Annotated in this window: 17 protein-coding genes; 6 read left to right on the forward strand and 11 right to left on the reverse strand. The window is 57.7% G+C overall.

Features of this window, described 5'->3' with window-relative positions; genetic code table 11:
• Positions 1-292: 292 nt before the first annotated feature.
• From IEX77_RS00385 to IEX77_RS00410, 6 genes are read right to left on the reverse strand one after another with little or no spacing between them, the layout of a single operon-like run.
• Positions 293-1,972 (reverse strand): lamin tail domain-containing protein, encoded by a 1,680-nt coding sequence (locus tag IEX77_RS00385; RefSeq protein WP_188807141.1) that lies wholly within the window; start codon positions 1,970-1,972, stop codon positions 293-295.
• A complete protein-coding gene (locus tag IEX77_RS00390) occupies positions 1,914-2,843 on the reverse strand; it encodes a tyrosine-type recombinase/integrase (protein WP_188807143.1) in 930 nt (309 codons plus the stop codon). The genes IEX77_RS00385 and IEX77_RS00390 overlap by 59 nt, the downstream gene beginning before the upstream one ends.
• 11 nt (positions 2,844-2,854) lie before the next feature.
• On the reverse strand, positions 2,855-3,505 hold the full coding sequence (pdxH, locus tag IEX77_RS00395) for a pyridoxamine 5'-phosphate oxidase (protein ID WP_188807145.1): 651 nt from the start codon (positions 3,503-3,505) through the stop codon (positions 2,855-2,857).
• Between the two features lie 24 nt (positions 3,506-3,529).
• Positions 3,530-4,822: a glycoside hydrolase family 57 protein gene (locus tag IEX77_RS00400; RefSeq protein ID WP_188807147.1), complete on the reverse strand. Its 1,293-nt coding sequence runs from the start codon at positions 4,820-4,822 to the stop codon at positions 3,530-3,532.
• A gap of 29 nt (positions 4,823-4,851) precedes the next feature.
• The gene (locus IEX77_RS00405; protein ID WP_188807149.1) at positions 4,852-6,111 is read right to left on the reverse strand and encodes a glycosyltransferase family 4 protein; all 1,260 of its coding nucleotides are present in this window, start codon (positions 6,109-6,111) and stop codon (positions 4,852-4,854) included.
• Positions 6,108-8,084: a glycogen debranching enzyme N-terminal domain-containing protein gene (locus IEX77_RS00410; protein WP_188807151.1), complete on the reverse strand. Its 1,977-nt coding sequence runs from the start codon at positions 8,082-8,084 to the stop codon at positions 6,108-6,110. Before IEX77_RS00410 ends, IEX77_RS00405 begins: the two co-directional genes overlap by 4 nt.
• A gap of 572 nt (positions 8,085-8,656) precedes the next feature.
• Between IEX77_RS00410 and IEX77_RS00415 the strand changes: the two genes are divergently transcribed.
• The 6 genes from IEX77_RS00415 (at position 8,657) to IEX77_RS00440 (ending at position 14,591) form a co-directional block, all read left to right on the forward strand.
• Positions 8,657-9,022: an FtsB family cell division protein gene (locus tag IEX77_RS00415; protein ID WP_229770750.1), complete on the forward strand. Its 366-nt coding sequence runs from the start codon at positions 8,657-8,659 to the stop codon at positions 9,020-9,022.
• A gap of 13 nt (positions 9,023-9,035) precedes the next feature.
• A complete protein-coding gene (locus tag IEX77_RS00420; RefSeq protein WP_060935086.1) occupies positions 9,036-9,386 on the forward strand; it encodes a hypothetical protein in 351 nt (116 codons plus the stop codon).
• Between the two features lie 4 nt (positions 9,387-9,390).
• Positions 9,391-10,425 (forward strand): pseudouridine synthase, encoded by a 1,035-nt coding sequence (locus IEX77_RS00425; protein WP_188807153.1) that lies wholly within the window; start codon positions 9,391-9,393, stop codon positions 10,423-10,425.
• Between the two features lie 80 nt (positions 10,426-10,505).
• Positions 10,506-12,563, forward strand: a complete 2,058-nt coding sequence (locus IEX77_RS00430; RefSeq protein ID WP_373287883.1) for a protein-disulfide reductase DsbD family protein — start codon at positions 10,506-10,508, stop codon at positions 12,561-12,563.
• 25 nt (positions 12,564-12,588) lie between these two features.
• Positions 12,589-13,383: a nucleoside triphosphate pyrophosphohydrolase gene (gene mazG / locus IEX77_RS00435; RefSeq protein ID WP_188807155.1), complete on the forward strand. Its 795-nt coding sequence runs from the start codon at positions 12,589-12,591 to the stop codon at positions 13,381-13,383.
• Positions 13,384-13,508: 125 nt separating this feature from the next.
• Positions 13,509-14,591 carry a glycosyltransferase gene (locus tag IEX77_RS00440; RefSeq protein WP_188807157.1) on the forward strand — a complete coding sequence of 361 codons (1,083 nt, stop codon included), beginning with the start codon at positions 13,509-13,511 and terminating at the stop codon, positions 14,589-14,591.
• Between the two features lie 196 nt (positions 14,592-14,787).
• Here the strand turns inward: IEX77_RS00440 and IEX77_RS00445 are convergent, their stop codons facing one another.
• From IEX77_RS00445 to IEX77_RS00465, 5 genes are read right to left on the reverse strand one after another with little or no spacing between them, the layout of a single operon-like run.
• Complete coding sequence (locus IEX77_RS00445) at positions 14,788-15,480, reverse strand: aminotransferase class IV (protein ID WP_188807158.1); 693 nt, start codon at positions 15,478-15,480, stop codon at positions 14,788-14,790.
• Positions 15,450-16,445, reverse strand: coding sequence for an aminodeoxychorismate synthase component I (locus tag IEX77_RS00450; protein ID WP_188807161.1), 996 nt, complete (start codon positions 16,443-16,445; stop codon positions 15,450-15,452). Before IEX77_RS00450 ends, IEX77_RS00445 begins: the two co-directional genes overlap by 31 nt.
• 20 nt (positions 16,446-16,465) lie before the next feature.
• Positions 16,466-17,317 (reverse strand): CvfB family protein, encoded by an 852-nt coding sequence (locus IEX77_RS00455; protein WP_188807163.1) that lies wholly within the window; start codon positions 17,315-17,317, stop codon positions 16,466-16,468.
• Between the two features lie 6 nt (positions 17,318-17,323).
• Positions 17,324-18,622, reverse strand: a complete 1,299-nt coding sequence (locus IEX77_RS00460; RefSeq protein WP_188807165.1) for a PDZ domain-containing protein — start codon at positions 18,620-18,622, stop codon at positions 17,324-17,326.
• Between the two features lie 30 nt (positions 18,623-18,652).
• Positions 18,653-19,147 (reverse strand): CinA family protein, encoded by a 495-nt coding sequence (locus tag IEX77_RS00465; RefSeq protein WP_060935094.1) that lies wholly within the window; start codon positions 19,145-19,147, stop codon positions 18,653-18,655.
• Positions 19,148-19,162 lie beyond the last annotated feature (15 nt).

Here is a 19,162-nt window from a genome sequence, read left to right on the forward strand (position 1 = left end):
ATCCAAATATCCACGTACGTAGATATTAGAGCCACGTACGTAGCCCAAACTTATCTTCCACTCGTCCACAACTTTTATCCCTACGCGGAGCAACAATCTAATAGAGGTCACTTCTCAAAGCTATATAGCTTCGCACCGAAAGCTATATAGGAATCAGTCCAAAGCTATATAGCTTTCTTCGCCATCCCATATAGCTCCACCCAGCGGCCAATATAGGTTGCTACTACCCCCTCTTGTAAATGAGTATCAGCACTGGGGTACATTGTCCCAGTCTGGACTAGTTACGGCCCCTTTAAAGGCCTACGATTCGGAAGAGTAGAGAGCGCTCTAGGCGAGTGCCGTCGGGACGGGTCAATTTGATGTGTAGGAGTAGAGGCCCTTCGGCGGAGACTCCGATGATTCGAAGGGCTTCAGCGGGCATCGTGCGGAGGCTTTGGATCCAAGAGTCACGTGCGAGAGAGGTACCTCGTGCGAGAAGCTCACCCGTCAGTCGATAAAGAGTAAAGTGACATTCCCCATCGGGAGAGCTATCCAGTAGAGTAAAGAGCTCTTCGTCTGATAGACGCTTTCGCGAAGTGTCATCTTGGTTGCCGCCGCCCTCCTCTGGGGAAGAATTCTTTTGCCCTGGAGTCGCAAAGCCAGCCGAACGGGCTGCGGCATGCCAGTTGCCTGCCTCTTCTATGGCTTGAAAGTCCTTTCGCTCCAGGGCAATGCCCGCCTTGCTTTTCAACCCCTTGGGGAGGAGGCTACTGTCGTAGTGAAGAAGATCGACTACCAGTCCGTCATCACCGAGGAGAAGGCCTATGAGTCCGCTCTGATTGAGTAGGCGAGGAAGGCTGGCCTTCACGAAGGTCTCCCGAGGAGCATCGGGGTAAGCAGCTGCTAAGGCATCGGGATCTTTCGTCACGACGATGTAGCTACCTGCGGGGATAGTGCGTGGCGGGAGGGGTGTGATCTTGTAAGATGACCCGTCACGCCCTGCCGCCAGTGCATAGTCTCCGAGCTCACAAGGGGAGTCGCTGGCATTGTATAGCTCGATGTATTCGGGACAGCCTGCCTTGGGGTGTGGCATGACTTCGGAGAGAAGTAGACGGGGAGTAGGTGTGGGTGTTGGGACAGGCTCTGGTCGAGGTGGAGTGCCTTCGCCTCCTATGGGATCAGTCTCGCTCGCAGGGTAGATGCGGAGCTGTCGGAAGTGCCAACCCGTATGGTGCGTGCTGGTGAAGGTACAGCTGATACCGAAGGTGTTCTTCTCAGGGAGGGTGGGGCGGAAGTCTTCCTCCTCGCCGATGAGCTCCCATTCTTGTTCGCTGCCCGCTTCTCGTAGGTAGAGTTGCCAGCCAGCTTCGGCACTGTAGCGGACATCATAGTCCCAGCTACCCGAGGTGTTCAGCAGGATAGGACTGCTGATAAGTGGGCGCCCAAGAGGGCTGAGTATGAATTCTGTGGGATGGCTATCGCTTCGTCCAACCCTCACCCGCCTTAGATTGATACACTGCTGACCTCCTTGTCCGAAGTCTAATGCCACATATTCGTAGCTCTTTTCCGCCAATGGCTTGATAGCACAGAGGAGGATCGTTGCATGGTTGTAGGCTGTGGGGATGAGGTCGGTCTTCACCTGTCCGCGCCAGATGGGTTGCTTGGGTAGCAGGATGTCCGTAGCGAGTGTGGCACTACCTCGTGGAGGCTCCTTGGGTACGGAAAGATGCAGGGCTCCCCCTGTGATATGGTAGAGCTCTCGGTCATAGCGCCAGTGCTTCTCCGTGGGCGTGCCCTCGGTGGAGAAGTCCGCTTGCCATACTTGGGCAGAGGCGCAGATAGGGAGGAAGGTGAGGAGAAGGAGGTAGAGAAAAGGGTAACGGTAGCTATACATCGGCAGCTGTGTTTGCTTCGAGCAAGCTGGGCGACGGTGGTCAATCGTCGTCAGGGCGATCATCACGGGGCGTACGTGCTGCCCGTGGATGTGCCGCATAGAGCTTCTTCAGTTGCTCGAAGGAGGTATGTGTGTATCGTACGGTGGTGGAGACGGAGCTGTGACCCATGAGCTCGCGTAGGAGCATGAGGTCTGCTCCAGAGTTAAGCATGTCGGTAGCGAAGGTGTGGCGCAGGACGTGCGCACCTCGGCGGGAGAGATTGGGGACGGTAGCGAGTGCCGTATGTGCCACCTGATAGACGGCACGGGGAGCCATCGGCGTGCCCTTGCTGCCGACAAAGAAGGACTCCGTCGTGCCGAAGATAGAGGTGCGCAGGTGACGCCATGCTTCGATCTCTTCGGCAAGACCTTTGCCGAAGGGGACGATACGCTCTTTGCGCCCCTTACCTAAGACCTTGAGCTGACGCTCGGTGGTGTCGACAGCTTGGTCACGTAGACCAGCGATCTCTGAGCGACGTAGGCCACACTCATAGAGCATGGTGAGGATGAGGTGGTCGCGTACAGCTCGCCAGTCCGTCGGGTCGACCTCCTCCGAGAGCATCTGCTCCATATCTTCGGTAGGTACATAGACGGGGAGCGGGCGTGCAGCCTTCGGGGGGCGGAGGGCTTGGATGGGATTGCGCTTGATCTGCCCCGTCTTCAGTAGGTGGCGGTAGAAGCTCCTGATCGAGGTGAGGCATCGCCCCACCGTCGAGGCCTTCAGCCCCTCGTCGAGCTTGACCGATAGCCAGCCACGCACCAAGTCGAGGTCGCCCTCGGAGGGCACGAACGGCTCACCTAGACGCTCTTCAGCATAGGCCGTGAAGTTCCTGAGGTCGGACTGGTAGGTCTCGATGGTCAGGGGCGAGGCGGCAGCTTCGTGGCTGAGGTAGTCAAGGAAGGCGCGGATCGAATCGGTGGCAGGCGGCATCGTCGTGGGGACTAAGGTGCTAAGCGCTCAAGGCTCCATGTACCGTCCTCTTGTAGCTCGTAGAGGAAGCGGTCATGCAGACGACTATCACGTCCTTGCCATAGCTCGATACGCGAGGGTGTCACGGCGAAGCCTCCCCAGTTCTCGGGGCGGGGTACTTCGCGCCCGACAAAGCGGAGACTCTCCGCAGCGAAGCGCATCATGATGTACTCGCGTGAGGGGATGGGCTGGCTCTGTGGGGAGATGCGTGATCCGACACGGCTCTTGTAGGGGCGCATAGCAAAGTAGGCATCACTCTCAGCAGCTGGTAGACGCTCTATAGTCCCCTCGATGTGGATCTGTCGCTCGAACTCATGCCAGAGGAAGGTCAGAGCGACGTGGGGATTGGCTGCTATCTGCTTGCCCTTGCGGCTGTCGTAGTTGGAGTAGAAGACGAAGCGCCCCTCGAGGACCTCCTTCAGCAGTACGGTGCGCATGCTGGGACGTCCTTCAGGAGTCGCTGTCCCTACGATGACGGCAGTGGGTTCGTTGACCTTAGCCTCTATAGCTTGGTCGATCCATGTGCTGACGATCTCAAGGGGATCGGCTGGGAGGTCCTTGCGGCTGAGGCTGAGCGAGGTGTACTCGCGGCGGATATTCTCTAAGTGTAGGTCCTTAGACATAATTGTGATGAATGACTGGGGGCTTTAGGCTTTGTCCTTAGCTCCCTTGAGCTGACGGATCTCAGCTTCGAGGGCGGCGATACGCTCGTCCTGTGCGTGGATCGTCTGCTGGTAGGAGTTCAGCTCTTCGGTCTCGATACTGCTCGGTGCCTGCTCCTCGACGCGGAGAAGGAGGTCACTGAGTACGTTCATATAGTTGTTGAACGCATCGTAAGGCGAGTTATAAGGGCTGAAGGGATGGCCTCCCCAGTTGATGGTATTCATATAGTAGAAGTGGTCAGCGCTCTGCAGATAGAGCCAGTCCTGTAGGAGACTACGATCCTCAAGGGCGTGCACACGCTCGCCCCATTGACGGAGCTTCTCGAGGGCACCGTGCTGGAGGATGTTGCCATTCCACTCGTTGGTACTCTTCTCTTCTCCTGCCCAGCTGATAGGCGAAGCTACGGTAAGCGGTGCGATGGCTTTATGCTCGTCAAGTAGCTCTGATGGGGTGGCGAAGCCCACACCATAGTCGGGAGCTAAGAGAGGCAGCGCCTTGAAGAACTCAAAGATCCCCGACTCACGGCGGTGCATCGCTCCGAGTACCTCATAGTTCATGTAGAGGAGCGTGAAGTCTTCTCCTTCGGGAAGCCACTTGACTCGTCCGAGGAGCTTGTCGGCGGTGACGGGATACTCGGGAGAGCCGTAGTTGGTGAAGTGGTTCGTCACCAGCTCCGAAAGAGGAGCATTGCGTAGCAGGAGCTTGGTGCTAGGCTCTGCAGCTGCATCGTAGAGGTAATTCGGGCTCTTCCAGCCGAGGATGTGCTTAGCGCCCTCGGTGATAATCCCTTCGTAGCCCATTGCTGCCACCTCGCTGGCGATCTCATCGGAGTAGATGAGCTCTGAATTGCAGAAGACGCGAGAGCGCTCGATACCGAAGAGTTCGCGTAGCTTCGTCTGCTGCATGCGTACCTGATTTCTGAACTCTACGGGATCATAGAGCGAGGCGACGGAGTGCGCATAGGTCTCAGCGACGAACTCCACGCGTCCCGTGGCGGCGAGCTCCTTGAAGCTATCGATCAGTGCCGGCTTGTAGTACTCCATCTGCTCAAGAGCCAGACCCGAGATCGAGAAGCTTACACGGAAGTCGGGGTAGGCCTTCAGTAGCTCGAGGAGCATGTGGTTAGCAGGGATGTAGCACGAGTCAGCTATGCGCTCGAAGACCTCTTCGTTGAGGTAGTCATCGGTATAGTAGTGGGAGTTGCCGATGTCGAAGAAGCGATAGCGACGCAGCCTATAGGGCTGATGTATCTGGAAGCAGAGGCATATCTTTTTCATAACGGATAGCGGGTATGTCGGTGTAGTGATTAGCGGACGTAGCGATCATAGATGGCGCGGACCTTACGTCCAGCTGCCTCCCAAGTAATGCTGTTGACTTCCCGAAGCCCCTCTTCCTTGAGGAAGCGGTGCATCTCGGGATAGGTGATAAGTGCGTAGATGGCATCGGCCATAGCGTCGATATCCCAGTAGTCGACCTTGACGGCGTAGTTGAGGATCTCGGCGCACCCCGACTGGTAGGAGATGATCGAGGGGACTCCACACTGCATCGCCTCCAAGGGCGATATGCCGAAGGGCTCTGAGACGGAGGGCATGACGTAGACGTCGCTAGCCTTGAAGACCTCATAGACCTGCTGGCCCTTCATAAAGCCCGTGAAGTGGAAGCGATCGGAGATGTTGCGCTCTGCGGCGAGGCGGATCATCGCATCCATCATGTCGCCGCTACCGGCCATGATGAAGCGGACGTCTTGCGTGCGCTCCAGGACCTTCGCTGCGGCTTCGACGAAGTACTCACAGCCCTTCTGCATCGTGATACGCCCGAGGAAGGTGACGACCTTGTCGCGGACACCACGGCGGTCGGGGAGTGCGAGGATCGAGGGGGCCAGTGGCGTGACCGCATTGTGCACGGTCGTGACCTTGGCTGGATCCTGATGATACTTCTCAATGACGGTACGGCGGGTGAGATCGCTGACGGTGATGATGTGGTCAGCGTGGTTCATCCCGTCCATCTCGATACCGAATACCGTGGGGTTCACATTGCCACGACTGCGGTCGAAGTCCGTGGCGTGGACGTGTACGATGAGGGGCTTACCGGTGATTTGCTTGGCATGGATCCCCGCTGGATAAGTCAGCCAGTCGTGTGAGTGGATGATATCGAAGGGCTCACTGCGGGCGATGACACCTGCTACGATGGAGTAGTTGTTGATCTCCTCGAGGAGGTTGTCTTGGTACTTCCCCGAGAACTCAAAGCAGCCCAAGTCATTCGTCGGTAGGTAGGAGAAGTCCGCATAGATATGATCCCGTAGGCGGTAGTAGAGCTCGGGATCCATCTTCCCCTCGAGGCGATCACGGACGTAGTCATAGGTGACGTCTCGGTAGACGACGGGGGTGTCTCCCGCACCGATGATCCTGAGGAAGCTCTTGTCCTCATCGCCGTAGGGGCGGGGGATGACGAAGGTCGTCTCCATATCGCCCTGGGCTGCCATACCCTGGGTCAAGCCATAGCTGGCTGTACCGAGACCACCGAGGATGTGTGGTGGGAACTCCCACCCGAACATGAGCGCTTTCATTCGTATCTAATTATGGGGAGGATCTGTGTGTCGTACTTACTCTTAGCCTCTTCGAGTAGGGCAAGTGAGCGAAGTAGTTCTCCGACGCTCATCGCAAAGGAGATGGCCCCACGGCCCTTGAAGGGTGGGTTGCCGTCGAAGAGTTCGCTCACGGTGCCTACGCCGTGCTGCTGGAGCTCTTCCTCCATGCCGATGAGCGTGTTCTCAATGAAGGAGATAGCACTGCGCCCATAGAGCTTGATGCAGGCCTCGAAGTAGGGACCGAGGAGCCAAGGCCATACGGAGCCGTTGTAGTAGGACTGCTCACGCTGCCACTGCGTGCCGTGGCACTGAGGCTGGTAGCCGTCGCTCTTTGGGCTCAGGGAGCGGAGTCCCTTCGGCGTGCGTAGCTCACGAGTGATGATCTCGAGGACGGAGCGACGGGTGGCCTTAGGTAGAGGCGAGTAGGGGAGTGAGGTGGCGAAGACCATGTTCGGACGCACGCTCCAGTCACGCCATGAGGAGTGGGGGTGTACGTAGTCGAAGAGGTAGCCGTGCTGATTGATGAAGGTGTCGCAGAAGCTCTGCTGTACACGCCCCAGCAGCTCCTCGAGCTCAGGTGTCCATTTCTGGGGAAGGGCTTCGCGGCAGAAGCACAGGGCATTATACCACAGGGCATTGACCTCGACGAGATAGCCCTCACGGCGGACGACCGCCTGACCATTGACCTTCGCATCCATCCATGAGAGGGGACGCCCGTCTCCCGTCATCACGCACAGCCCGTTATCATCGATGCGGAGGTTGGGGTGTACGTTGCGTAGATAATAGTGTATCAGCTCATCGAGGAAGTCACCATAGCGGCTGACCATGTCGGGGAGGCTGGACCAGCGGGCATACTCTTGTAGCGTCCAGATGGCCCAGAGACCGATGTCTCCCTCGTTGATGTTGCGTATCTCCTTGGAGATGCCCTCCTGTCGCATGAAAGCTCGCATATCTGGGAGCACTGTGTCCATGATACGGTAGAAGCGCTCAGGAGCATCGGCATAGATGGTACACCCAGGGAGGGCGATGAAGAGGTCGCGAGCGCGCACACCGAACCAAGGGTAGCCTGCCAGCAGGTAGCCATGTGTAGCGTCGGGGCGGTAGTAGAATTGTAGAGCGGCATTCAGCAGACAGCTACGGAAGTCATCGCGGGGGGTGCGGATATTCCGCTCCTCAGCGAAGAGCTGAGCCAAGGTATCTGGATCAGCTTCCTCGACGCCAGCTGAGAAGTAGATCGACTCGCCGACCTCGATGTCTACCTCGAAGTAGCCGGGGACGTAGAGGTCCTCAGTGTATTCGTAGCCACGCTCGCGCTCCTTGATATATTCGATACGCTCATTCCAGTGTGGGTCAGAGACGAAGTTATGAGCCTTCGATAGCTGGAGGTAGAGCGTAGGATAGCCTGGATAGAGGCAGAAGGTGACCCCCGACTTAGCCTGACCATAGTCTCCGTGGTATTGATCATTGCGATGCGTGAGCATCTTTACGTCACGGAAGGCGAGGAAGGGAGAGAGTCTTAAGGTCGTGCGGCTGTGGGCCTCAAGGAGCGTGTAGCGTTGCAGCATCCTATTGGTGTAATGGCAGAAGAGGAACTCCTTCTGCAGTACCACGCCTCCGACACGATAGGTCGTCGAGGAGGCGATGTCGACATTGTACTCTCGGATGTACTTGTGCCCCTTGGGGCTGAAGATGTCCCCTTCGTACTCATGGATACCGACGTTGAACGGCACGCCATGCTGCACGATCGTCAGATCAAGGCTGGAGAGCAGTACGTGGTTGTTCTCACTGAGTTCGGGGACGGGGATGACGAGGACGCCGTGGTACTTGCGTGTGTTACAGCCTACGATGCTGGAGCAGCAATAGGCGCCCTTGCGGTTGGTACGTATGTACTCCCGCTGGGTGGACTCATCGAGGTTGGCCATGAGTCGGCGGTCGAACTTGAGGTAACTCATGCTAAGTGTCGCTTCATTGTGGTCAGGCTCCGCACGATCATTGGACTCATAGAGGAAGCCCCTTCTTGCGAAGTCGTGTATAATTCTCCTGCTAAGTTACGAATTAGTGCCTGCTTTGCCAAGCCCCCGATCACCTATATATAGGGCATACTTGCAGTTCGTCCGGAGGATGCTCAGATACAGGGTGTAAGCCCACTCTAATAAGGGGGTAGATGAACTAGTACTGGTCACCGCGCGAACCAGTACTGGTCACTATAATCAACCACTACTGGTTCGCGATGCGACCAGTACTGGTCAGATCGGTGACCAGTACTGCTTCGTTTTTCCTCCTTCTGTGTAGTGCTCTATGTTCCGTTGTTACAGGGACTTTTGTGGGCCTGTTGAAAGGGGCTCTAAGAGCAGGAAAAGCATCTCCTTATCCGAGGAGCGAAGGACGAGATATCTGAGCTAATATCCACTGCTTAGAGGTGGGGATGTGAGACGCGTCTTAGATGCGAATCGAACAAGTCTGCGCTTTTGTGTATTTTAGCACTATATTATTGTGTCGTATTGCGACCCTCTGCCAACAGATAATGACCGAGCTTAAGCCCACTTTTATGGAGCGCTTGCAGCGCTTCCTTACCACGATAGCGACATGTAATAAGCGCTACCCAGCCCTCCGATATATCCTGGCTGGGGTGGCTGTCTTCATCTTCACCTTCCTCTTAGGGAACAATAGTCTATTCCACTATGTGAAGAATCAGCGCCGCAAAGCGTTTATCCAAGAGGAGTACAATCGCTATCTCCCGCAGTATGAGGCAGACAGTGCTCGTCTCAGCGATATCCGTGACAACCGTGAGCATATCGAGCGTATCGCCCGTGAGCAGTACTACATGCATCTGCCCGGTGAAGAGGTCTTCGTCCTCGCTCCTGACACGGCTACTGCAGCTCAGCACTAAGTACTAAGGCTCTATGCAAGTAAAGTATAAGTACCTCTATATCGTCAGTGTCCTGCTCATCATCTCGGGCGCTGCGCTGGCTCTCACGGAGCATCGCCTCTTCGATGTCCTCTATGGTCTTGGGGCTGTAGGGTATGGTCTGTACTACGTGTTAGCTCCCGAGCGGGATGCTTCGCGCCTCTTGAGACGTGTAGCTCGTATGGGAGTCTTCTCTGGACTGCTCTTCCTGCTCTCGGCAGTAGCGCGCTTCGGAGTCTTTGACTCCTTCGGCCGGGGTGCTTGGCTTGTATTCCTGGCCTTGGGCTTGGTCTATATGATCTATGGCAACGTCCTGCTCTATATGGACGAAAAGAAAAAGAACTAAAAACATGACCCCTATATCCACCCCTAAGCAGCCCGTCCGTACGGAGCGCATCGCGGTGCCAGGTGGGCGAAAGCCCCTGCTGCGCCTTCATGTCGATGCTGGCCATCCGACGACGCTCTTAGCGTTCCTCATTGAGGCTCTTCCCGATAAGAGCCGCACGACGGTCAAGCAACTCCTGCATGACCGCTTCATCGCCATCGGTACAGAGCCGACGACGCAGTTTGATGCGCCTCTCCAGCCTGGCGATACCGTCAATATCCATCCTGCTCCTCTACCGAAGACGCTTACGCATAAGCAGATCGAGATCCTCTACCAAGATGAGTACCTGCTGGTCATTCACAAGGAGGCTGGTCTGCCTACGGTAGCAAGTGGTGAGGAGAAGGATAAGACGGCTCTGCGCCTGCTGTCGGAGCACCTCAAGAGCTTCAATCCGCTAGCGAAGGTCTACCACATCAATCGACTAGATAAGGATTGTGCGGGCTTTGTCGTTTTCGCTAAGAGTGCTGACCTCCAGCGTGAGCTCAGTGACCACTGGCAGAACTACGTCCGTCAGCAGCTCTTCGTTACAGTCCTTGAGGGGGCACCTCGGGAGTCTGAGGGTATCCTGATGCCTCCCGCCCCCGAAGAGAAGAAGGGTAAAGGCAAGGATTCGGGTGCGAAGAAGTCACGTGCGACCCGCTCCACTCCTCGCTCGGAGGAGGATCAGGCTGCAGGCCGTGCTGAGTGGCATGTCATCAGCGAAGGCAATGGCCGCACGCTGCTCTCAATATCCCTGCTCGCAGGGCGCAACAACCGTCTGCGCCGTCAGCTCTCAGCCCTGCGCCTCCCTATCGTCGGGGACTGGCGTAATGGTTCGCCCGAGAAGGACCTCGGTCGAGTGGCACTTGAGGGGACGCGTCTGAGCTTCGTTCACCCCGTGACGAAGAAGCTCCTTGACTTCCGTCAGCCCATCCCTCCACTCTTCCGCAAGCTTCTCAAGAGCACGGCACCTCGCCCTCGCGCAGCGAAGAGTCCCGCAGCAAGGTCAAAGAAGAACTAACCGTTAATCACATAAAATCAATCTTCACAATGAACCAACAGACACGGAGCTTTGCTCCCCTGCGCCCCTCCCTCTCGGCGGTGCGTCGCTTCGTCTTGGGCCTATCTATCCTCCTTCTGGGGATGGGGCTCAACGCTCAGGTCATTCGCGATGCTGTCACTTGGTCGCGCTCAGTAGAGGATAAGTCTCCTACGGAGAAGGTCCTCGTCTTCACAGCTACGGTCAAGGATCCTTGGCATCTCTACGGCACGGAGCTCCCTAAGGGTGGCCCGACGCCTACGCACCTTCTCGTCGATAAGATCGAGGGGGCTGAACTCGTCGGTGGCCTGACCTCCACGCAGAAGCCCATAGAGAAGTATGACCCCAACTTCGAGATGACCCTGCGCTTCTTCAGCGGTAAGGTCACCTTCCGTCAGAAGATCCGTATCACAGACCCCAAGAAGTTTGCTTTCGTCGGGGCTATCCGATATATGGCCTGCAACGATGAGCAGTGCCTCCCTCCCGCTAACTGGGAGTTCACTGTCCAGCCTAAGGAGCTGGGCAAGCTCGGTGACGCCGCAGCAGCGAAGCTCACCGAAGAAACACCTGCCACCACCGAAGCCACCGCTACCAGCCTGGGGGAGCCCTCAGCCGATAGCGTAGCCTCGGTAGATACGCTATCGGTAGCCCCTCAGGACACTGCCGCTCTTGCTTCCTCCGACCTATGGGCCCCCGTCATCCCTGAGCTGAAGGCTTATGGTGACAAGGCTCTGAATCAGGCCGAAGGCTCACTGTGGATGCTCCTCGTCGGGGGCTTCCTCGGTGGTCTCGTGGCGCTGGTCACTCCCTGCGTATGGCCTATGATCCCCATGACGGTGAGCTTCTTCCTCAAGAGAAGCTCTGACCGTAAGAAGGGGATCCGTGACGCTCTGCTCTATGGTATCGGGATCATCGTGATCTACGTGTCACTGGGGCTCATCGTCTCGGCGGTCTTCGGCTCGGATGCCCTGAATAATCTGGCTACGAACGCTATCTTCAACGTCGCCTTCTTCATCCTCCTCGTCATCTTTGCGATCTCGTTCTTCGGGGCGTTTGAGCTCGTCTTGCCCGCCTCTTGGACAGCGAAGATGGACGCTAAGGCAGACTCGGCTTCGGGCTTCATCAGCATCTTCTTCATGGCCTTTACGCTCGCGCTGGTTTCCTTCTCGTGCACCGGGCCTATCATCGGTACGCTCCTCGTACAGGCTGCTACCTCTTCCTCGGGGATGCTCGCTCCTGCTGTCGGGATGCTCGGCTTTGCACTTGCGTTGGCCCTGCCCTTCACGCTCTTCGCTATCTTCCCCAACCTCCTGCAGTCGATGCCTAAGAGTGGTGGGTGGATGAACTCCGTGAAGGTCGTCCTCGCATTCATCGAGCTGGCTCTGGCGCTGAAGTTCCTCTCCATCGCTGACCTGGCTTACGGCTGGCGCATCCTCGACCGTGAGGTCTTCCTCTCGCTCTGGATCGTGATCGCTATCCTCCTCGGGCTGTATCTCCTCGGGAAGATTCGCTTCCCTCACGATGCACCACAGGAGAAGACGCCTATCCCTGCACTCTTCCTCGCGATCATCTCTTTCTCCTTCGCCGTCTATATGATACCTGGGCTCGTCGGTGCACCTCTGCGTGCTATCAGTGCCTTCGCACCACCCCTCCGCACGCAGGATCTGAACCTATATAATGGTGAGGTCCATGCGAAGTTCGATGACTACGATGCGGGGATGGCTTATGCCCGTCAGGTAGGGAAGCCTGTGATGATCGACTTCTCTGGCTACGGCTGCGTGAACTGCCGTAAGATGGAGGCGTCGGTATGGATTGACCCCAACGTCAAGCACATGCTCGAGGAAGACTACGTCCTCATCACGCTTATGGTCGATGAGAAGGCACCGCTCAAGGAGCCTATCGAGATCATGGAGAATGGGGAGAAGGTCAAGCTCCGCACCGTCGGTGATAAGTGGAGCTACTTCCAGCGTATGAAGTTCGGTGCCAACGCACAGCCCTTCTACGTCCTGCTGGATCATCAGGGCAAGCCCCTGGCTCCTTCGTACGCCTTTAACGAAGACGTCTCTGCGTACCTGAACTTCCTCAAGTCGGGTCTCAGCGAGTTCGACAAGCGTAAGTAACCTTTCCCTCTCACCTCAAACGAATATGCTACATAGTAGAGAAGAGAAGCTGGCGGCTATGAGTCGTCTCCTCGATGTCATGGAGCGTCTACGTAAGGACTGCCCTTGGGATCGTGAGCAGACGACCGAGAGCCTCCGTACCAATACCCTCGAAGAGGTCTATGAGCTCTCCGATGCGATCCTCTCGGGGCGCCCTGAGGAGGTCAAGAAAGAGCTGGGCGATGTGCTCCTGCACATTGTCTTCTATAGCACCATCGGCGAGGAGCAGGGTACCTTTGACCTCTGCGATGTGGCCAATGCCCTTTGCGATAAGCTCATCTACCGCCACCCGCATGTCTACGGCGAGGCGGTAGCGGCTTCTGCTGGGGCTGTCGTGGAGCGCTGGGAGGAACTGAAGCAGCAAGAGAAGGGCGGGAATAAGACCGTCCTCTCGGGTGTCCCTGCCTCCCTGCCCACCCTCATCAAGGCCTACCGTATACAAGACAAGGCACGTGGTGTGGGCTTCGACTGGGAGCAGCCCGAGGATGTCTGGACGAAGGTCGACGAGGAGCTTCGTGAGCTTCGCGAGGCGATCACCTCTGGCTCTGCGGAAGACTCCGAAGCAGAGCTGGGTGACTTCCTCTTCAGCGTCATCAACGTCGCTCGCAAGTACGGCATCAATCCTGATAATGCGCTCGAGCGAACGAATGCCAAGTTCATCCGCCGCTTCGGTTATGTCGAGGCGAAGGCGAAGGAGGCTGGCCGCTCCCTGCGAGATATGACCCTCGCTGAGATGGATGCCCTCTGGGACGAGGCCAAGCGCCTGGAGTCTCAGCCTTAGTTTGCAGCTTACTCCGCTTCTCTTGCCTCTCCGGCAATACATGATTAGGCCTATCTGCCCTCAGCCGCCTCTCCGAAGAGCGAGTAGGGTAGGTGGGCCTAATCCCTTATAGATACGTCCACTACATGACACAGACCCATACCCCCATTCGTCTTCTTATCACGCACCGTGAGGCTGATGAAGCCGTCCTTGTCTTGGCGCGAGGCCTTGCCCAGCTCCCCGACTTCGAGGTCTACCTCACTCGCGAGGGCATCTCTTCGCCCACCGAGGAGGAGGGTGTGACGCTCTTGCCCTGCCCACCGATCACGGGGAAGGTCAATCTCTCGGTCATCCGTCTACTCAGACACTACACGAAGCAGTACCACTTCGCTCTGACCTATTCGCCAGGAAGCTCAGGGCTCTCGAATGCACTGATGGCGACGCTGGGCCTCGGCACGAAGAACGTTGCCTACCGAGGTACGGGTGCTCGTGTTCGTCGCACCGATCCGACCTATTATCTCGGTATCCTCAATCCCCGAGTGCGGCACGTGGTCTGCGAGACGGAGCACGTCGAGGGTTACCTGCGAGGCTTCTTTCCCGAGGATATGCTCACCGTCGCCACGAAGCTCTTCTCCCTTCCTTGGGCGGATAAGGCTCTCGCCGCTCCCATCGCTGTCGAGGCCCTCCGCGACAAGGAGCTTCGCCTATCTATGGTCGCCAACAACAAGGGGCGCCCCTTCAAGGGACTGCGCACCCTCCTCGAGGCGATGGTAGAGCTGAATGATCATCGCGTTGGGCTCGTCCTCGTCGGGAATTATGACGACGAAGATCGTGCGTGGATCGAGTCGACACCTGTGGGAGCTGACGTGGCCTTCGTCGGGGAAACGCCCGAGGCAATGTCTTACATGGCGAGGACGGATGTGTATGTCTTGCCAAGCTGGCGTGACGCTTCGCCCCGTGTGGTGCGCGAAGCTATGTCGCTCTCGCTCCCGACTATCGTGAGCGATATCCCTGGGAGCCGTGATCTCATTCTCCCTGGGCAAACGGGTCTCTTAGCTCCTGCGCAAGATGCAAAGGCGCTCTCCGAAGCTATCCGTTGGATGCTCACGCATCCCGAGGAGCGGCGAGCTATGGGGCGACAGGGTCGTGAGCGTATCGCTCGTGACTTTAGCCCTGCCGCTTATACGGGGCTTTTCGCTCGTCTTTTTCGCTCGCTCTCCTCGTCATAGACTCTCCGTCCGCATGGCGTCAAATTTTCGTGCGCATGGAAATTTATTTCTGTGCGCACAAAAAGATATTTCCGTGCGCACGAAAATTTCCCGCCTTCCGCATAGCGCTCTGACGCCCTGCCCTGAGGATATAATTTTCCTCGCCTCACAGCCGAATTTTCGTGCTGAGGGGCGAGGATTTTTGTGGGCAAGAAAATCAGTCTTGGAGGGCTTCGGGGGGGAGGCGGAGAGCTTCCTCGAGTGGAAGGAGTGCGTTGATGAGGAGGATGGACTTCGCCTTGGAGCGGAGCGTGCTGAGGGTAAGGTCGTCGGCTTCGGCGATAAGCCCTGCACGCAGCAGGCCTTCGCGCTGAGTGCCCTTGAGGAGCGGATGGGCGGGGGTGAGGTAGCCTGCTTCGGTCTCGATGAGGATGTTGGTGAAGCTGGTATCGGTGATGGTGCCGTCGGGGCGCACGAATAGCGGCTCTTCGTCGTCGGCAAGCTCGGCCTTCATCTGCTCGAAGAAACTTCGGTCAGCGTACTTATAGCTGTAGTCGAAGCCATCGGGAAGGGGGAGGGGGCGTAGCGCGCGTATCGTCCGCTTGCAGTAGGGGACGAGGCGGATGGCAGAGAGCCCTGCGAGGCTGTACTCGAGCGTGAGGCGGTAGGTCGTGGCGGGGAGGATTTGTTGCTCCGTGAGGTAAGCCTCGACTTCCTGCCAAGGGGAGGTGCTAAGGAGACTTTGTAGGAAGGTACTGCTGGTCTCTGCCCCTTGTCCTCGAAGGGTGCGAAGCATGCGTTCCCGATGGAGCTCACCAGCGATGAGCTCTCCACCACGGAGCATAAAGGTCTCGATGAAGCTCAGTGAGGCGGTGCCCGCTACTGGGGAATGTAGATCTTCTGCAGGCATTCGCGGTATTCGTCCTCTGCGACGCTATTGATAGTGATGCCACCGCCCGAGCGATAGAAGTGCGCTCCCGAAGCATCCTCCTCGACGAAGCGGATGAGGACGGCGGAGTCCAGGCTTGAGCCATCGAAGTAACCGCAGATGCCTGTGTAGAAGCCGCGAGGATGGCCTTCTGCCTCTTGGATGAGCGCGACAGTTCGCTCTTTTGGCGCCCCGCTGATGGAGCCAGCAGGGAGGAGCTGGAGGATGAGGTCGCCTAATCGGAGCCCTTTGCTGCGGTCGACGCTTCCGACGACTTCGGAGCTCATCTGCAGCAGTGGTCCCGAGGAGGTGTGGAGCTCGGTGAGGTACTTGAAGCGGCGGACGTGCACGCCCTCGGCTATGCGGCTCAGGTCGTTGCGCATCAGGTCGACGATCGTATGGTGCTCGCAGCCTTCTTTGTAGTCCGCTCGGAGCTTCTCGGCTGCATTGGGGATGCGGACATCGATGGTGCCCTTCATCGGGTGCGTGGCGAGTTCGTCCCCTTGGAGCTTCACGAAGCATTCGGGCGAGAAGGATACGAAGCGCCCAGGGAGGAGGACGCGATAGGTCGCCTCGGAGGAGAGGTAGATATCCGCTAAGCTCGCCTCGGTCTCGATGGGCGTGCGAATCGTGAGATTCGTGAGGAAGCTATCTCCCCGCATCAGCCCTCGGTGGATGATGTCGAAGCGCTCAGCATAGCGCTCGGGGGCTTCGGGCGAAGGGGTGAGCGTGAGCTTACCCTTCGTGCCGATGGGGTCGGGTGTCTTCGCTGTGGGGAAATCAAAGAAAAGTGAGCCGTCGTGCTGCTGCAGTGGCTCGAGGACGAAGACGCTCTCCTGCAGCTCGAAGTCTAAGATAAAGAAGAAGGGCTGCCCTCTGTGCGATGCTTCGTTAATCGCCTTGAGGGTAGCCCATACTTGCTCACTGGGTTGGAAGGGAGTGTGCATTACGTGGGGAGGGAAGGGCGCTACTTCTTGCGAACTTCTGTCGGAGCGAGCGTGACGAGCCCTGCCTTATAGAGTGAGCCAAGGACCATCTTGAAGGTCTTCTTGCTCATCCCCGTGAGGCGCATGACGTCCTCTGCAGGGCTCTTATCGCCGATGGGTAGACGTCCGTGGTGCTTCTTGAGGATCGTGAGCAGGCGTGCCTGCTCGCCGTCGACCTTCTGATAGCCCACGGGGACGAAGGAGAGGTCAACCTTATTATCCTCTTCGCGGAGGCGGATGACGTATGCTTCGATGCGCTCACCGCGCTGAAGCATACGTGGTGCCGTGTCGCTGTAGAGCAGTCCCCAGTGCTTGTCCTCGATGACGCAGCGGTAGCCGAGCTCGTGCTGCTCGGTGACGATACAGCTGACCTTCGCCCCTGGAGCGTAGTCGGCTGGCATTGTGTCGAGGTGCTTGGAGAGGCGTGCTGAGCCGACGATCTTTCCGCTTAGGGCATCGATGTAGAGGTAGACGATATAGCTATATCCCTCCTGCATCTTCGTTGACTGCTCGCGGAAGGGGACGAAGAGGTCCTTATGGATGCCCCACTCGAGGAAGGCTCCCGCATCGGTCACGGAGGAGCAGCGGAGATAACCCACTTCCCCGACCTGAGCTAAGGGCGTGAGGGTCGTCGCGATGAGACGCCCTTCGTTGTCGTGATAGACGAAGACGGAGACTATGTCGCCCTCCTTAGCTCCCTCGGGAAGGTAGCGTAGGGGAAGGAGGATGTCTTGGATGCCCCCGTCGAGGTAGGCGCCTATCGATACGAGGCGTAGGATGGGGAGTGACTGGATGCGACCGAGCTGATAGGTTGAGAGTGGTGCGGGCTGCATAGGGCGTTATTGGGTGATGAAGACCGTTTCGTCGCGGAGGACGGGGGCGAGGTTGAGCGTGTAGGTCTCGCCGTGACGTTCGATCTCGAAGATGAGCTCGGTCTGCTCGGTCTCATTGATGTAGGGGCGGAAGAAGAATAGGTAGCTGAAGACGCTGGCGTACTTATCCTTCTCCAGTGCCTTGCGGATGCTCCCATAGTCACTGCTCTTCCATGGAGCTTGCTCGGGGCGCACAGCCTCAGCCGAACGGTAACGGTAGGTCTCGTCAAGGAAGTTGCGGTAGCGTGACGAGAGTTCTCTGACAGTCGTGGGGCTGAGAGGCTTGCCGTTGATGCGAAGTACCTTATCACCGACACGTAGACCTGCAGTGAAGGCAGGCGACCCTTCCTCTACATCGACGATGCGGCTGAGGTCACGGCTGTCATAGAGGATACCCGTATAGAGGTAGCGGTTCGTCTCCTCAGTATAGTTTGCCTGAGATGCTGCGAGGTAGGGGAAGCTTTGGAGCATTACAGGGATGGCCTGACGAGCATAGAGGTGTGCTTCCTTCGTGCCCTTAGGTAGGCTGCTTGTGCCGCTCCAGAGCGTCTGATTGGGCTTGCTGGGTGAAGTGACCTGTAGGGTGAGGCGTGCTCCTCCCCCAGCTTCACTACGCGAGCACTCAAGGAGGAGATCGGGGCTGTTGGCTTGCTGCGTCAGTCCGCGTGCCTCTAAGAGCCCCGCGACCTGTCCGTAGACGATATCATAGAGGTCGCGATGCTCTCCTTCAGAAGGAGCGAAGGCAAAGGTCTTGGCCTGTGACCAATCGAAGGGCGCACCGGCCTCAAAGGAGAATGAGAGGGTGCGCTGTTGCTTCGCTTGGTCCATGGGGCTGTATCCGCTAAAGGCTGTAGCCAGCTCACGCTCGGTGAGGGCATAGGGCGCCTTGCAGCTGGGACGAAGGATGCGAGCCGTAGTGCCAGAGCCAATGTGCACGATCGTCAGGAGATGCTCGCCTACTGGGCTTGCAAGGAGCTCGCTGATCTGCTGCTTCGTGAGGCCTGTGGTGGGTACCCCGTCGATTTGGGTAATGAGGTCTCCAGGGAAGAAGCCTCCGACGGCTGCGGGGCCAAAGGGCTGGACTGCTGTAAGCACGGGGATACTCTTGCTGTTAGTCCCCTCTCCGAGCACCTTGTAGTGCAGGCCGATACGACATACATTCTCGCTGGACTGTGCCAGTAGAGGAGATGATGAGAGCGAAGGAAGCAGAAGTAGGGTGAGTGCTGTCCCCAGCGAACGAAGGCAGTGGTAGGGCTTACGCATCATGAAAGCGGTCTATATGTGGCGGGATTATCGTTAGGGATGAGCTTCGAGGAGCTGTAGAGTGAGGTGCAGGGCCTCTTGGATCGCTTGGGAGATGTTCTCCTCACGGCTCCCCGATAGGTGTAGGGTGGTCGAATTGACGACGGGTCCTCTTGGCCCTTCGAAGACGACAGCGATACAGATCGTACCTACGGGATGCGCAGCATCACCACCCGTAGGGCCCGCGACCCCCGTCGTGGCGATAGCTACCTCGGCTTGGAGTTGCTCCATAGCTCCAAGAGCCATAGCGCAGGCGACCTCTTCACTGACGACGTGGTAGGTCTCGATGAGCTCGGGTGGCACGCCGAGGAGGGAGGTCTTGAGGTCGGACTGATAGGCGATGATACCCCCTTGGAGGTAAGCCGATGCCCCAGAGTGACTACCTAAGGCAGAGGCAACGCCTCCGAGGGTGCAGCTCTCAGCCGTGGCGATATGGAGCCCTCGCTGTAGGAGGAGCTCAGTGAGTGAAGTGAGATGAGTCTGATCCATAGATGTTGTCTCGGG

Origin of the sequence: Porphyromonas pasteri, assembly GCF_014647755.1 — a bacterium.
Taxonomy (GTDB): domain Bacteria; phylum Bacteroidota; class Bacteroidia; order Bacteroidales; family Porphyromonadaceae; genus Porphyromonas; species Porphyromonas pasteri.